Annotated in this window: 15 protein-coding genes; 9 read left to right on the top strand and 6 right to left on the bottom strand. The window is 70.9% G+C overall.

What is annotated here, in order from left to right; translation table 11 throughout:
• Nucleotides 1-2: 2 nt before the first annotated feature.
• The 3 genes from HZS56_RS10780 (at nt 3) to HZS56_RS10770 (ending at nt 2,494) form a co-directional block, all read left to right on the top strand.
• Nucleotides 3-626 (top strand): ABC transporter ATP-binding protein, encoded by a 624-nt coding sequence (locus HZS56_RS10780; protein WP_308408051.1) that lies wholly within the window; start codon nt 3-5, stop codon nt 624-626.
• A 14-nt stretch (nt 627-640) separates the two neighbouring features.
• Nucleotides 641-2,182, top strand: coding sequence for a hypothetical protein (locus HZS56_RS10775; protein WP_308408050.1), 1,542 nt, complete (start codon nt 641-643; stop codon nt 2,180-2,182).
• Nucleotides 2,183-2,269: 87 nt separating this feature from the next.
• A complete protein-coding gene (locus tag HZS56_RS10770; RefSeq protein WP_216720515.1) occupies nt 2,270-2,494 on the top strand; it encodes a hypothetical protein in 225 nt (74 codons plus the stop codon).
• Nucleotides 2,495-2,526: 32 nt separating this feature from the next.
• Here HZS56_RS10770 and HZS56_RS10765 read toward each other — a convergent pair whose 3' ends face one another.
• Nucleotides 2,527-3,453 (bottom strand): LysR family transcriptional regulator, encoded by a 927-nt coding sequence (locus HZS56_RS10765; RefSeq protein WP_216720514.1) that lies wholly within the window; start codon nt 3,451-3,453, stop codon nt 2,527-2,529.
• A 94-nt stretch (nt 3,454-3,547) separates the two neighbouring features.
• Between HZS56_RS10765 and HZS56_RS10760 the strand changes: the two genes are divergently transcribed.
• From HZS56_RS10760 to HZS56_RS10750, 3 genes are all read left to right on the top strand, one after another.
• Nucleotides 3,548-4,657 carry an epoxide hydrolase family protein gene (locus HZS56_RS10760; protein ID WP_216720513.1) on the top strand — a complete coding sequence of 370 codons (1,110 nt, stop codon included), beginning with the start codon at nt 3,548-3,550 and terminating at the stop codon, nt 4,655-4,657.
• A gap of 229 nt (nt 4,658-4,886) precedes the next feature.
• Nucleotides 4,887-5,777, top strand: a complete 891-nt coding sequence (locus HZS56_RS10755) for a fumarylacetoacetate hydrolase family protein (RefSeq protein ID WP_216720512.1) — start codon at nt 4,887-4,889, stop codon at nt 5,775-5,777.
• 57 nt (nt 5,778-5,834) lie between these two features.
• Entirely contained in the window at nt 5,835-6,743 is a 909-nt protein-coding gene (locus HZS56_RS10750) for an SCO6745 family protein (protein WP_216720511.1), read from the top strand.
• 356 nt (nt 6,744-7,099) lie between these two features.
• Here the strand turns inward: HZS56_RS10750 and sodN are convergent, their stop codons facing one another.
• Nucleotides 7,100-7,495 carry a superoxide dismutase, Ni gene (sodN, locus tag HZS56_RS10745; RefSeq protein ID WP_031039738.1) on the bottom strand — a complete coding sequence of 132 codons (396 nt, stop codon included), beginning with the start codon at nt 7,493-7,495 and terminating at the stop codon, nt 7,100-7,102.
• Between the two features lie 145 nt (nt 7,496-7,640).
• Here sodN and sodX point away from each other — a divergent pair, with 145 nt between their 5' ends.
• On the top strand, nt 7,641-8,075 hold the full coding sequence (gene sodX, locus HZS56_RS10740; RefSeq protein ID WP_216720510.1) for a nickel-type superoxide dismutase maturation protease: 435 nt from the start codon (nt 7,641-7,643) through the stop codon (nt 8,073-8,075).
• Here the strand turns inward: sodX and HZS56_RS10735 are convergent.
• Complete coding sequence (locus HZS56_RS10735; RefSeq protein WP_216720509.1) at nt 7,979-8,608, bottom strand: CGNR zinc finger domain-containing protein; 630 nt, start codon at nt 8,606-8,608, stop codon at nt 7,979-7,981. The two genes, sodX and HZS56_RS10735, sit on opposite strands and share 97 nt — an antisense overlap.
• A 98-nt stretch (nt 8,609-8,706) precedes the next feature.
• On the opposite strand from HZS56_RS10735, the gene HZS56_RS10730 reads away from it, so the two are divergent.
• A complete protein-coding gene (locus HZS56_RS10730) occupies nt 8,707-9,486 on the top strand; it encodes a class I SAM-dependent methyltransferase (RefSeq protein ID WP_216720508.1) in 780 nt (259 codons plus the stop codon).
• An 87-nt stretch (nt 9,487-9,573) separates the two neighbouring features.
• Here the strand turns inward: HZS56_RS10730 and HZS56_RS10725 are convergent, their stop codons facing one another.
• Genes HZS56_RS10725 through HZS56_RS10715 form a run of 3 tightly spaced genes read right to left on the bottom strand, consistent with a single transcriptional unit; the run spans nt 9,574 to nt 12,275 of the window.
• Nucleotides 9,574-10,335 carry an amino acid ABC transporter ATP-binding protein gene (locus HZS56_RS10725; RefSeq protein WP_301543007.1) on the bottom strand — a complete coding sequence of 254 codons (762 nt, stop codon included), beginning with the start codon at nt 10,333-10,335 and terminating at the stop codon, nt 9,574-9,576.
• Nucleotides 10,332-11,282 (bottom strand): amino acid ABC transporter permease, encoded by a 951-nt coding sequence (locus HZS56_RS10720; RefSeq protein WP_216720507.1) that lies wholly within the window; start codon nt 11,280-11,282, stop codon nt 10,332-10,334. The genes HZS56_RS10725 and HZS56_RS10720 overlap by 4 nt, the downstream gene beginning before the upstream one ends.
• Nucleotides 11,283-11,312: 30 nt before the next feature.
• Nucleotides 11,313-12,275: an ABC transporter substrate-binding protein gene (locus HZS56_RS10715; protein ID WP_216720506.1), complete on the bottom strand. Its 963-nt coding sequence runs from the start codon at nt 12,273-12,275 to the stop codon at nt 11,313-11,315.
• Nucleotides 12,276-12,895: 620 nt separating this feature from the next.
• Between HZS56_RS10715 and HZS56_RS10710 the strand changes: the two genes are divergently transcribed.
• Nucleotides 12,896-14,125: an NAD(P)-dependent malic enzyme gene (locus HZS56_RS10710; RefSeq protein WP_216720505.1), complete on the top strand. Its 1,230-nt coding sequence runs from the start codon at nt 12,896-12,898 to the stop codon at nt 14,123-14,125.
• Nucleotides 14,126-14,282 lie beyond the last annotated feature (157 nt).

Genomic DNA, 14,282 nt, shown 5'->3' with positions numbered 1-14,282 from the left:
TGGTGGCGGTACTCGCCGCGGACGGCGCGGCGGTGACGCTCGGGGACGCGACGCTGCTCGAACCCACGTCGTTCGAGGCCGGCCCGGGCGAACTCTGGTGCGTCACGGGCGGCAACGGCACGGGCAAGACCACCCTCCTGCGCGCCTTCCTGGGCACCCGGAGCCTCACGGCCGGTTCGGTCTGCGTACGAGGTGAACCGCCGGCCAGGACCGACCCCCGTCACCGACGGCTGATGGCCTCGCTGGTCGAACCGGTGCCCGTCGCCCGCGACATGACGCTGCGCGAGCAGGTGACCCTCGTCGCCGCCTCCTGGTACGGCAACTCCGCGGCCACCACCGAGGCCGCCGACCGCGTAGTCGAGCGGCTGGGTCTCTCCGCGCTGGCCGAGCGCTTCCCCCACCAGGTCTCGTCCGGACAGTCCCAGCTCTTCGGCCTCGCCCTGACCCTGGTACGCCCCGCCGACGCCGTACTGCTCGACGAGCCCGAGCGGCACCTCGACCGCCACCGCGTCGACCTGGTGGCCGACCTGCTCACGGAGCGGGCGCAGGCGGGCACCGCGTTCCTGGTCGCCACCCATGAGCCGGCCCTCGTTGCCGCATGCGACGGCCGCGTGGAGCTCGGGTGACACGACAGGACCCCGTGACATCCGCCGAAGCCGAAGCCGAAGTCGAAGCCGATACCGAAACCGAAGCTGAAACCCGGCTCGAAGCCGAAGCCGAGGCCGAGGCCGGTGATCGCGTCCGCGCCGTGTGGCACCGGTACAGCCGTCGCGGCGACCGCGCCTCTGCGGGCAGCCGCGCGTACACCGCGTACCTCGTCGTCCTCTTCGGCACCCTCTTCCTGGTGCCCGCCCTGCACGCCGCGGCCACGTCCCCCGCGCTCGTGTCCCTGCGCACGCCCGGCGCAGCGACCGCCGCGGCCTGCGCCTTCACGGTGACGGCGTGCTGGACCGCCCAACTCGCCGGCCGGTTCTGGGGCCCGCTGGTGCTCCAGCCCTTCGTGCTGCACGTCTTCATGTCCACGGACCTGCCCCCGACGGCCTACCTCGGCAGGCCGGCCCGCCGCCGTCCGGCGTACGCGGGTACTGCGCTGCTGCTCGCATCCTGCACGGCGGCGTACCTCACGACCGACCTGTTCGACCACGTCGGCACCGGGCTGCAGGCCGTCGCGGTCGCGGCCGGCGCCGGCGCGCTCGCCGCGACGGCGTGGCTGTGGGGCCAGGTGCGGACGGCCCGCGACAACCTCGTCCTCGCGTCGGCCGCGGGCGCCGCGGCCGTCGTCGTGACGGTGACGGCTCAGCTCTGGCTCGTGGCCGTCGCTGCCGCGGCCGCAGCGACGGTGACGGGCCGGGCGGCCTTCCGCTCCGTCCGGACGGTGGACCTGTCCCGGCTCGCCCGCGAGTCGGCCCGTGCCTCCCAGGCCCAGACGTACGCACTGACGGGCACCCTCCACCACGCCCTCGACCTGTACCGGCCGGAACCCCGCGGTCTCACCTCGGCCCTCTTCCGCCCCGGCGGCCGCCTGCGCGGCCACGTCTCCCGGGGCGCGGTCCGGGCCCTGCGCACTCCCGGCCGCACCGGCGCGGCCGCGCTGCTCCTGCTGACCGGCGGCGCCGCAATGACGCTCGGGACCGCCGGAGCGTACGGCGGTCCCGCCCCGCTGCTGTGGACGGCCGGCGCCTGCTGCGCCTACCTGGGCGCGGGCCGGGCCGGCGAGACGTGGCGCGGACTGCGCGACGAGTCGACCCTCCCTCCGCTGTACGGCGGCCGGCGGGGCGGCGCGTTCGCCCGGGCGCTGACCTGGCCCGTCGTCGCCGTGACGACCGGGACCCTGCTGGGCGGCGGAGCCGCGGCGGCGGCCCGGTGGTCCTCGTACGACGACCGCACGGCGGAGACGGTGCTGCTCGTCGCGGGGACGGTCGTGCTGGTCCTCGGCGCCAGATTCCTGCGCGAGATGAAGTCGAACCTGCCGCTCTCCCTGCTGCTCCCGGTCATGACACCGTTCGGCGACCTCTCCGGGCTGCTGATCGCGGCTTGGCAGTTCGACGGACTCGTGGCGGTCGTACTCGGCACAGCGGTGACGCACGCGGCCCCGTCCGCACCGTGGGCGGCGCTGCTCGCGGCCGGCACCACCGCCTGCTGCGTCTGGACGGGCCTGCGCAGGACGAGGTCGGCGCGGTGAGGGGCGCCCCGGGACCCTTCGGGGCTCGTGGCTCCCGTTCGACGACGCTCGCCCACGGGTGAGTTCGTCACCGGGCTGGAGCAGCGCATGACGGACGGTCTGGATCGGCCGTCTGCGGCGCTCACGGACGGCTCGGTGGGCGGGGTGAAGGCCACCACCCGCGAGGCGCGGCCCAGACCGCGCCGTACTGTCTACGCCCTGATCGAGCGCGTCCCGCTCGGCGGCGTCCAGTTCAGCGGTGCGCGGGACATCCCGGAGGAGACCGCCGGTCTCGTCGGGGCGCTGGGGCGGCGGACCAGGCACGGGTCATGACCGCTTGCGTATGCGGGCGGAGCCGCCGCTGATCACGGCGTGCGGATCGGCCCCGGACGGTGGGTTCCGGTGAGCAGAGCTTCGGCATGCTTGCGGAAAGCGGTGACCAGACGGCTGCGGTCGCCGGTGCGCGTGGCGAGTACGACCTGACTCGGTTCGACCCCGTGCAACGGGACGGTGGTGAGGCTGGGATGCAGGCCGGTCGCGTGGGTGAGGGGCGGCCCGACAGCCACGGCCTGCCCGGCGGCGATGAGTTCGTGTTTGTCCTCAAGGGCTTCGGCCAGGGGGCCGTCGGGCGCGGGCCGCCCGTCGGGCCGGGGATCGAGCCGCCAGTAGGCGTTCAGCAAGGGGTCGGACTGGCGTACGTGGGGGATCGGCTCGTCGGCGATGTCGTCGAGGGTGACGGACTCCTCGTCGGCCAGACGGTGGTCCCGGGGCACGACCAGTACACGCGGTTCGTCGTAGAGGACGGTGACGCGCAGCCGGTCGGTGGGGAAGGGCAGACGGGTCACCACCGCGTCGACGCGGTGCTCCAGCAGCGCGCCGCGCGAGTCGTTCCAGGCGAGCAGGCGGGTGTGGACCTCGGCGTCGGGATGGCGTTCCCGCAGGGCCCGCACGGCCGCGGTGATGACCAGTCCCTTGGTGTAGCCGATGGTGACGCTGCTGGGCCGGGCCGCGGCCCGGGTGCGGGCCATTGCCTCGACCGCGGCGCGCAGCAGTTCCCGGGCCTGGGGCAGGAAAGCCTCGCCGGCCTCGCTGAGCCGGGTGCCGCGCGTGGTGCGGTCGAGCAGGCGGACGCCCACTTGCTGCTCGAGGCGGCGGATCTGCCGGCTCAGTGACGGCTGGGTGGTGTGCAGCTCCTCGGCGGCGTGGCCGAAGTGCTGGTGCTCGGCGACCACCGTGAAGCACTGCACCAGCCGCAGGTCGAGGTCCACGGGTGCGGGGAAGCGTTCGGACACCACCTCACTCTACCTGGCCTTATACGGTGACCGTATTACGTGTGCCGGAACAGTCATTGGACTGCGCGCTCGTCACGGCCGCACCGTGGTGACCATGACATCGGACAGCGTGACACCTTTTCGTATCGACATTCCGGACCGTGCCCTGGAGGATCTGAAGGACCGGCTCCACCGGGTACGCCTCGCCGGCCGGGAGACATCGCCGGACAGCAGCCAGGGGGTGCGGCGGGAGCGACTCGAGGAGTTGCTGGAGTACTGGGCCACCGGGTACGACTGGCGCGCTCTGGAGCGGCGCCTCAACGAGCTGGGCCAATTCCGCACGACCATCGACGGTCTCGGCCTCCACTTCATGCACGTACGCTCGTCCCGCTCCGACGCCACCCCCCTGTTGCTGCTGCACGGATGGCCGGGCTCGTTCCTGGAGTTCCTCAAGACCGTCGGCCCTCTCACCGAGCACGGCTTCCACCTTGTCGTCCCCTCGATGCCCGGCTACGGATTCTCCGACCAACCCACCGCCACCGGCTGGGACCCGGACCGGATCGCCCGCGCGTACGGCGTGCTCATGCGGCGTCTCGGCCATGACTCCTATGTGGCCCAGGGAGGCGACTGGGGCGGTGTCGTCGCGACCCGCATGGGGGCGCAGCGCCCGGCGGGCCTGCGTGCGATCCACGTCAACTTTCCCGAGTTCCTCGCCGCACCACCGGTCGGCGACGACCCGACATCCGAGGAGAAGGCCGCACTCGAACAGGGCGGCCGCTTCTCCGCCGTCCATTCCGGATACCACGTCGTGCAGCGCACCCGGCCGCAGACCATCGGCTACGCCCTGACCGACTCCCCGGCCGGGCAGGCCGCGTGGATCTACGAGAAGTTCCTCGACTGGGCCAGGCCCGACGCCCTCACCCGCGACGAGATCCTCGACCACGTCTCGCTGTACTGGTTCACCGGCACCGCCGCTTCCTCCGCCCGCCTGTACTGGGAGTACGCCCGGCAGCCGCCGGCGCTGACCGAGCTGGACCTGCCCGTCGGGGTCAGCGTCTTCCCGGACGAGCTGACGCGTACCCCCCGTATCTGGGCCGAACGCGCCTATCACGACCTGCGCTACTTCAACGACGACATCCCCGCGGGCGGCCACTTCGCCGCCCTGGAGCAACCGCAGCTGTTCGTCGAGGAGATCGTCAAGTTCTCGCGGACGGTGGCCGCGTGAAGACGGTCTTGATCACCGGGGGCACGTCCGGTATCGGGCACGGCCCCGCCCGCACCTGGCTCAAGCGTGGAGACCGCGTCGAGGAGATCCTGCCGTTCCCGGCTTCCGGTACCCCGGGCCACCCCGTCACCGTGAGCGGGGGAGCGAGGACCGTCCCGCGGGACCCTCGGCCTTCCTCCCCCGCCGACGTACGACGGCTCCACGACTGCACCCGGGAGGTGCTTGCCCGATGAAATGGGTCAGCTACCGCTCCGCCGACGGCTCCACGCGCTGCGGCGTGGTGCAGGACAACAAGATCCACGCCGTGGGCATGGGCCTGTTGGAGCTGCTGCGCGCCGAAGGCGGGCTGGAGGCCGCCGCTACCAGGGAACCGACCGAGATCCTCGAGCTGGCCACGGCCGACCTGCTGGCGCCCGTACCGGTGCCCCCGGCGGTCCGGGACTTCGCCGCGTTCGAACGTCACATCAGCAACGCGGGCAAGGCAGCCGTGGGCGACGGCAGGGTCAGCCCGGTCTGGTACGAATATCCGCTCTTCTACTTCTCGAACCCGGCGGCGATCAAGGGACCGCACGACGAGGTCCCCGTCGCCCCGGGCGCTCAGTCGTGGGACTACGAGGTCGAGGTCGCAGCGGTGATCGCCGGGGACTGCTCGAACCTGGACGCCGCCACGGCGGAGCATCACGTCGCCGGCTACCTGGTCTACTGCGACTGGAGCGCACGCGACATCTCCGCGAGCGAGATGGGGTTCGTGTACGGCCCGTCCAAGAGCAAGGACGCCTCGACCAGCCTCGGCCCGTTCCTCGTCACCCCTGACGAACTGGAGCCCTACCGCTCGGGCAAGGGCTATGCGCTGCGGATGGACGGGTACGTCAACGACGAGCACTACGGCGGCGGCAGCTGGGACGAGATCCACTGGTCGTTCGGCGAGATGCTGGCGCACGCGTCGCGCGGCACCACCCTGCGAGCCGGTGACATCGTCGCCAGCGGGCCCGTGGGTACCGGCTGCATCCAGGAGTTGTCCGACCACCGCCCCTACCTGGCGCCGGGAGACACGGTCCGGATCGAAGTACAGGAACTCGGCGCGATCTCCGCGCGGATCACCACGCCGGAGCCGCCCTGACTTACCGGACGCACCAAGAACGATCTCGATACCTCCACTTGCCGGGAGACCACCGCGATGCATCTCGCCAGCACTTTCGCTCGCGCCGACATGGACCTGAATGCCGTCCGCGAGGTAAGCCTCACCATCAACGCGACCCACCTGTTCGTCTACTTCATCCCCGAGGCACCGGAAGAGGCCGCCCAGCTGGGCGTGACCGAGTACGGACCGGCGTACTTCGCGTTCCGGTCAGCCCCGATGGGCGCAGTCCCGTGGCAGGTCGCGCTCGCGGCCTTCTACAACTTCAGCCCCCGGTCGGTGCAGGCCATGGCGGGAGTCTGGGACACAGCGACGCCTCAGCAGTGGCAGGCCGCCCGCTTCGCAGCCGTCGACCGTGCGTTGCAGCGCGTCGACGTGAGCCTCACCGCCGATCAGATCACCGAGGCACGATCGCTGATCGACCCGGTCGTCGCGAGCGCCGACTACGCCGGGAAGACGATGGCTGCCGCCAACGCCTCGGTCCCCCTCCCAGCCGATCCGCTCGTCGCGCTGTGGCAGCAGATCACGGTGGTGCGCGAGTGGCGCGGCGACGCGCATTTCACGGTGCTCGCCGCCAACGACCTCGGGCCGTGCGACTGCAATGTTCTGCAGACCGCGACCGGTCACTTCCCGGAAGCGATCGCGCGTGCCACCCGGCTGTGGGACGACGAGGAGGTGGCCGCGGCAACGACCCGCCTCGTCGCACGCGGCTGGCTCAACGCCGACGGCACCGCTGCCGATGCCGGCATCGCGGCGCGCGAGCAGATCGAGGTCGAGACCGACGAGCACTGCGCGGCGCTGTGGACACCGATCGGCGACGCCGCCGTCCGGCGCCTCACCTCGCTCATCAAACCGATCCACGACGCGTTCACCGCTGCCAGGACCTACCCCTTCCGCGTGGAGACGGGAGACACGCAGTCCGCCGCCGATCCGGAGGCCGCCGGGTAGGCCCGGTTCCCGCGCAGCCGCGACGAACGGGCTCGTAGCGCGGGGTGACGCTGGGGGCTGGACCGGCCTCGTCGTACACCGCGCGGGTCGAGCGGTACCTCACCGGCGCGGGCCCGCGAAGCCTTCCGCGCGGATCTGTCGGATCTCGCTGTCGACGTGGGGACGGATGCCCGCCCGCGCACCCCGTCGTCGCCCACCACATCATGGCTCACGGGCGACTCGGGAGAGTCCGGCCGGAGGGAAGAAGACCGCACCCGGACCGTCACGGACGCCGTGGTCGGCGGCCTGCGGGCCGGGTGCGGGACAGGCAGGCGATGCGGCCCGCGGTACCGCGGGGCAGAAGGCCCAGCCATGGATCAGGCCTTCTTGGTCTCCCAGAAGATCTCGTCGATCCGGGCGATGTAGTCCAGGGCCTTCTGGCCGGTCGCCGGGTCCTTCGAGCCCTTGGCGGCCGACAGGGCCTTCAGGGTGTCGTTGACCAGCTGGTGCAGCTCCGGGTACTTCTCGAAGTGCGGGGGCTTGAAGTAGTCGCTCCACAGCACGGAGACGTGGTGCTTCGCGAGCTCGGCGCGCTGCTCCTTGATGACCGTGGCGCGCGTCTGGAAGTGCGGGTCGTCGTTGCCGGCCATCTTCTCCTGGACGGCCTTCACCGACTCCGCCTCGATGCGGGCCTGGGCCGGGTCGTACACGCCGCAGGGCAGGTCGCAGTGGGCGCTGACCGTGACCTTGGGGGCAAACAGGCGGGAAAGCATGCAGCGTTCCTTCCTCGTGATCGTCTTCTCAGGGGGGACATTACTCCCTGGGAGACGCGATTTCGCGGGTGCCCCCGTGGGCTTAGGACAAAAGTCCGGGGTGAGACTGAGACTGGTGGAGGAAAGACCGGGGAGGTGCCGGGTGATGCCGGAGCAGCTGTCGCAGGAGACCGGGCGCGCGAGAGGGGCGCTGCCCTTCGGACCGGCCGAGGTGACCGGCCCGTCGATGGTGCCCACGCTGCACCACGGGGACGTACTGCTGGTGCACTGGGGGGCGAGGGTCCGGCCGGGTGACGTGGTCGTGCTGCGGCACCCCTTCCAGCAGGACCTGCTCGTGGTCAAACGGGCCGCCGAGCGGCGCCGGGGCGGCTGGTGGGTCCTCGGGGACAACGCCTTCGCGGGGGGCGACAGCACCGACTACGGGGTCGTCCCGGAGGAGCTCGTGCTCGGGAGGGCGCGGCTGCGGTACCGGCCCCGGGCCGGTCAGCGCTCGCCGTTCGCCGTGGTCCGCTGGGCGCTGTCGGCGCTCCGGCCGGTACTGGCGGACCGGTCCGCCTCCAGGCGCTTGCGGGCACGGTAGGCCGCCACGTTGGCGCGGGTGGCGCAGCGGTCGGAGCAGTAGCGCCGGGAACGGTTGGTGGAGGTGTCCAGGTAGGCGTTGCGGCAGGGCGCCGCCTCGCACAGGCCCAGCCGGTCCACGCCGTACTCCGTGAGGTGGAAGGCCAGGCCCATCGCCGCGATCGCCGCGAAACCCGCGGTCGCGTTGGACGGGTGGTCCGCCAGGTGCATGTGCCACAGCGGGCTGCCGTCCTCGTCGCGGTGGTCGTGGCCGGAGATCTGCGGGCTCACCGGGAACTCCAGGAGCAGGGAGTTCAGCAGGTCCACGGCGAGGGTCTCGTCGCCGCCGTCGGCCGCCTCGAAGACGGCGCGCAGCCGCCCCCGTACGGAGCGGAACCTCGTGACGTCCGAGTCGGTGGTGCGGCGGGCCGCCGACTGGTTGGCGCCGAACAGCTCGCGGACGGCCTCCACCGACGTCAGGGAGTCCTGTCCCCGCGACGGTTCCTCGGTGTTGACGAGACGCACGGCGTAATCCGAGTAATAGGCCAGTTCCACTTGTAGTCCTTACGAAGGGGCTTTAGGGTCGTGCCTGCGATCAGGTAAGAGCTGATCGTGCTTCCAGGGTATTACGTCACGCAGTACGGAGGGGCTTGATGACGGACGCCGACATCACCACCGGCGCCACGGCCGGCACGGACTGGCAGGCCTGGCAGCGCAGCTGGGACCGGCAGCAGGAGTGGTACATGCCGGACCGCGAGGAACGGTTCCGGATCATGCTCGACATGGTCGGCGCACTGGTCGGCCCCGCGCCCCGGGTCCTCGACCTGGCCTGCGGCACCGGCACCATCACGGCCCGGCTGCTCGCCCGCTTCCCGGAGGCCACCAGCACCGGCGTGGACCTCGACCCGGCGCTCCTCGCCATCGCCGAGGGCACCTTCGCGGGCGACGACCGGGTCGGCCTCGTCACCGCCGACCTCAAGGACCCCGACTGGCCGGCGAAGCTGCCGTACGACACGTACGACGCCGTCCTGACCGCCACGGCCCTGCACTGGCTGCACGCCGAACCCCTCGCGGATCTCTACGGCCGGGTCGCGGGGCTCGTCCGCGACGGCGGTGTCCTCATGAACGCGGACCACATGATCGACGACACGACGCCCCGGATCAACGCGGCCGAACGGGCACAGCGGCACGCGCAGATGGACGCGGCCAAGGGCGAGGGCGCGCTCGACTGGGCCGAGTGGTGGCAGCTGGCCGCCAAGGACCCGGTGCTCGCCGGGCCCACCGCCCGCCGCTTCGAGATCTACGGCGAACACGCCGACGGCGACATGCCCTCGGCGGCGTGGCACGCGCGCGTACTGCGCGAGAAGGGCTTCGGCGAGGCGCGGCCGGTGTGGTGCTCGCCGTCGGACACGCTGCTGCTCGCCGTGAAGTGAGCCGCCGCACGGACGAGGGACAGGGGCGGTACGGGCCTGCCCGTACCGCCCCTGGACGCCGTCTCAGAGGACCTTGGAGACGCCGTCTCAGAGGACCTTGGACAGGAACGCCTTCGTCCGTTCGTGCTGCGGGTCGGTCAGGACGTCGCGCGGACGGCCCGACTCGACCACCACGCCGTCGTCCATGAAGACCAGGCTGTCGCCGACCTCGCGGGCGAAGCCCATCTCGTGGGTGACGACGACCATGGTCATGCCGGACTCGGCGAGGTCGCGCATGACGTCGAGGACGTCGCCGACCAGCTCCGGGTCCAGGGCCGACGTCGGCTCGTCGAACAGCATCAGCTTCGGGTCCATGGCGAGGGCCCGCGCGATGGCGACGCGCTGCTGCTGGCCGCCGGAGAGCTGCGAGGGGTAGTTGGCGGCCTTGTCGCCCAGGCCCACGCGCTCCAGCAGGCCCCGGGCGCGCTCCCTGGCCTGCGCCTTGCTCACGCCCCTGACCTGGACCGGCGCCTCCATGACGTTCTCCAGCGCCGTCATGTGCGGGAACAGGTTGAAGCGCTGGAAGACCATGCCGATGTCCCGGCGCTTGAGAGCGACCTCGCTGTCCTTCAGCTCGTAGAGCTTGTCACCCTTCTGGCGGTAGCCGACCAGCTCCCCGTCGACGTAAAGACGTCCGGCGTTGATCTTCTCGAGGTGGTTGATACACCTGAGGAAGGTGGACTTGCCGGAGCCGGAGGGGCCGATGAGGCAGAACACCTCGCCCTGCTTCACCTCCAGGTCGATGCCCTTGAGCACCTCCACCGGGCCGAAGGACTTGTGGACGCCCTCGGCCTTCACCATGGCGGTCATGCGGCGCCTCCCGTCGGCTTGGAGCGGCTGGACAGGGACAGCACGTTCGCCTTGATCTTCTGGATCGGGGTGGCCGGCAGCGACCGGCTCGAGCCCCGCGCGTAGTGCCGCTCCAGGTAGTACTGGCCGACGCTGAAGACCGAGGTCAGCAGCAGGTACCAGGCGGCCGCCAGGAACAGCATCTCGGCCGGTGCGCCGGAGGTCTGGCCGATGTCCTGGGCGACCCGGAACAACTCGGCGTACTGGACGACCGACACCAGCGAGGTCGTCTTCAGCATGTTGATGACCTCGTTGCCCGTCGGCGGCACGATCACGCGCATCGCCTGCGGGACCACGATCCGGCGCAGCGTCCTGGCGTGGCTCATGCCGAGCGCGTGCGCCGCCTCGGTCTGCCCCTCGTCCACCGCGAGCAGACCGGCGCGGCAGATCTCCGCCATGTACGCGGCCTCGTTGAGACCGAGGCCGAGCAGCGCCGTCAGGAACGGCGTCATGAAGTCCGACCACTCGTCGCGGTAGAGCGGCCCGAGGTTGATGTACTCGAAGACCAGCCCGAGGTTGAACCAGACGACCAGCTGCACCAGGACCGGCGTGCCGCGGAAGAACCAGATGTAGAACCACGCGATGGACGACGTCACCGGGTTCTTCGACAGCCGCATCACCGCGAGCAGGATGCCGCCCACGATGCCGATCAGCATGGCCAGCACCGTGATCAGGAGTGTCTTGCCCATGCCCGTCAGGACACGGTCGTCGAAGAAGTAGTCCGGGATCGCCCCCCAGTTGATCTTGCCCTGGGAGAACGCGAAGACGACCGCCGCCAGCAGCGCGATCGCGACGACCGCGGAGACGTAGCGCCCGTAGTGCCGGACCGGGATGGCCTTGATGGCCTCCGGCCGGGTCGGCGGGGTGCCGGACGGGCCGCCCGCCGTCTTGTCGATGTCAACAGTCATGGATGCTGCCCTTCAGCGCCCGCCGCGCGGTCACTTGCCGGCGTTGACGGTGGCCTGGGTGACGGCGCCTTCCGCCACGCCCCACTTGTCCATGATCTTCTTGTACTCGCCGTTCGCGATCACCGCGTCGAGCGCCGCCTTCAGGGCGTCGCGCAGCTGCGTGTTGTCCTTGGCGACCGCGATGCCGTACGGCGCCGCCTCGACCTGCTCGCCGACGAGCTCGAAGTCCTTGCCGCCGCCGGAGGTCTTCACCGCGTACGCCGCGACCGGGAAGTCGGAGGAGCCGGCGTTGGCGCCGCCCGCGCGCAGCCGGGTCTGTGCCTGCTGGTCGTTGTCGAAGGCCTCCATGGCGATCTTCTTGCCGGCCGGACACTTCTTGTTCTCGGCCTTGGCGAGGTCCTCGGAGACCGTGCCGCGCTGCAGCACGAGCTTCTTGCCGCACAGGTCGGACCAGGTCTTGATGCCCTGGTCGTCGCCCTTCTTGGTGTAGATCGAGACACCGGCGGTGAAGTAGTCGACGAAGTCGACGCCCTGGCCGACCTTCTTGCCGGTGTCGGCGTCGATGCCCTCCTGCCGGTCCTTGGTGTCGGTCATCGCGGACATGGCGATGTCGTACCGCTTGGAACGCAGGCCGGTGATCAGGGTGTCGAAGGTGCCGTTCTCGAACTCGAACTTCACCCCGAGCTGCTTGCCCATGGCATCCGCGAGGTCCGGGTCGATGCCGACCGTGTTGCCGGAGTCGTCCTTGAACTCGACCGGGGCGTACGCGATGTCGGAGCCGACCTTGACGGTGCCCTTGTCACGGATCGACTTCGGCAGCTTGTCGGCCAGCGGAGCACTGCTCGAGGACTGGCCGTCGCTGCTGCCGGAGCCGCCGCTCTCGGTCTGGTCGCCGCATCCGGTGAGCAGCAGCGCGCCCGCGACCGCGATCGCACCGACCACTGCGGGCCGGAGGTGCGCGGCGGTCGTACGACGGGTGGAGCTTGCGGTCATGGTGGTTCCTCCGGCGGATGAATGGAGTTGCCGATGGGACGGGACACCGGCCGGGGTCCGGCCGGTGCCGTGGGTCGACGAGAGCACACGTCTTCGAGTGCCGCGACCTCGTGCGATTACGGCATCTTGCCATTCGGACTCGGCCATTCAGGGGGGCGGCCATGTCAAAATCGGATAACGGGTCACCCCGCGAACCGCACCAGGTCGGTACATCACGACCGAACCTTTACGGGAATCTGCCCTTCCGGCCGGAAGATCTGTGGAATTCCTCGTAATACGAACATGGATCACGGGTGCGGACGATCGTCCGTGGCGCCTGCTCCGGTCCTGTCAAGGGGTGCCGGGAAGTTGTCCGGAACCCTGGCTATGAGTCATGTCACCGACATGCGGAGTCCCAGGTCCGACATGTGAGCTTGCGATGGTGCGACTCGTCGGCGGGGGCGTCGGTCGGGTAAGAAGGTTCTTTACACCCCTCATCAGGGGCTCAGGGCGCGTGTGCGGCGCGCCCGTCGCGCGGGGGCCTCGTGGCCCAGACAGCCATCTCCTCGCGCGGTGCCCGCCCATTCCTCACCAGGAGTGGACAAACCCTCAAACCATGAACTCTTAAGGGGTAAGACAAAGTGGCAGCGGAGATCGTCAATCCTCGCAGCGACAACGACGCCGGTGCGGAGCAGGAGTCGGGCGCGGAGCCGCTCGACTCCTTCGACCCCGCCTTCGCGCTGCACCGCGGCGGCAAGATGGCCGTGCAGGCCACCGTGCCGGTCCGCGACAAGGAAGACCTGTCCCTGGCGTACACGCCCGGCGTCGCGAAAGTGTGCAGCGCGATCGCCGAGCAGCCCGACCTCGTCCACGACTACACCTGGAAGTCCTCGGTCGTCGCGGTCGTGACGGACGGCACGGCAGTGCTGGGACTCGGGGACATCGGCCCCGAGGCGTCCCTCCCGGTGATGGAGGGCAAAGCGATCCTCTTCAAGCAGTTCGGCGGCGTGGACGCCGTCCCGATCGCGCTGAACTGCACGGACACAGACGACATCGTCGAGACCGTGGTCCGGCTGGCCCCGTCCTTCGGCGGCGTCAACCTGGAGGACATCTCGGCGCCGCGGTGCTTCGAGATCGAGCGCAGGCTCCAGGAGCGCCTGGACATCCCGGTCTTCCACGACGACCAGCACGGCACGGCGGTCGTGACGCTGGCGGCGCTGCGGAACGCGGCACGGCTGAGCGGGCGGACGCTCGGTGAGCTGCGTGCGGTGATCTCGGGTGCGGGCGCGGCCGGGGTCGCCATCGCCAGGATGCTGGTCGAGGCGGGCATCGGGGACGTCGCGGTCACCGACCGCAAGGGTGTCGTCTCGGCCGACCGGGACGACCTCACCCCGGTGAAGCAGGAGCTGGCCGGCTTCACCAACAAGGGCGGGCTGTCCGGCTCGCTGGAGGCGGCCCTGTCCGGCGCCGACGTCTTCATCGGAGTCTCCGGCGGTACGGTGCCGGAGCCGGCGGTCGCCTCCATGGCGGAGGGCGCGTTCGTCTTCGCGATGGCCAACCCGAACCCCGAGGTGCACCCGGAGGTCGCCCACAAGTACGCGGCGGTCGTCGCGACGGGGCGCTCGGACTTCCCGAACCAGATCAACAACGTGCTGGCGTTCCCGGGGATCTTCGCGGGTGCGCTGCAGGTGCGGGCGTCGCGGATCACCGAGGGCATGAAGCTGGCGGCGGCCGAGGCGCTGGCCTCCGTGGTGGGGGACGACCTCGCCGCGGACTACGTCATCCCGTCGCCCTTCGACGAGCGGGTGGCGCCGGCGGTCACGGCGGCGGTGGCCGCGGCGGCCCGGGCGGAGGGGGTCGCCCGCCGGTGACGGTGTGATGTGCGGTGTGGTGAGCGGCCTCGTCCCGGGTGGGGCGGGGTCGTTTGCCGTTTGCCGCCCAGCGTTCGTGGGTGTGGGTGTGGGTGTGGGTCGGGGTCCAGGTGCGGGTAGGGGTGCGTGTGCGTCGGTTGCGTGGTGGGCCGGGGTG

Origin of the sequence: Streptomyces mayonensis, assembly GCF_018982965.1 — a bacterium.
In the GTDB taxonomy this organism is placed as follows: Bacteria; Actinomycetota; Actinomycetes; order Streptomycetales; family Streptomycetaceae; genus Streptomyces; species Streptomyces mayonensis.
This window is presented reverse-complemented; position numbering and strand designations above follow the sequence as displayed.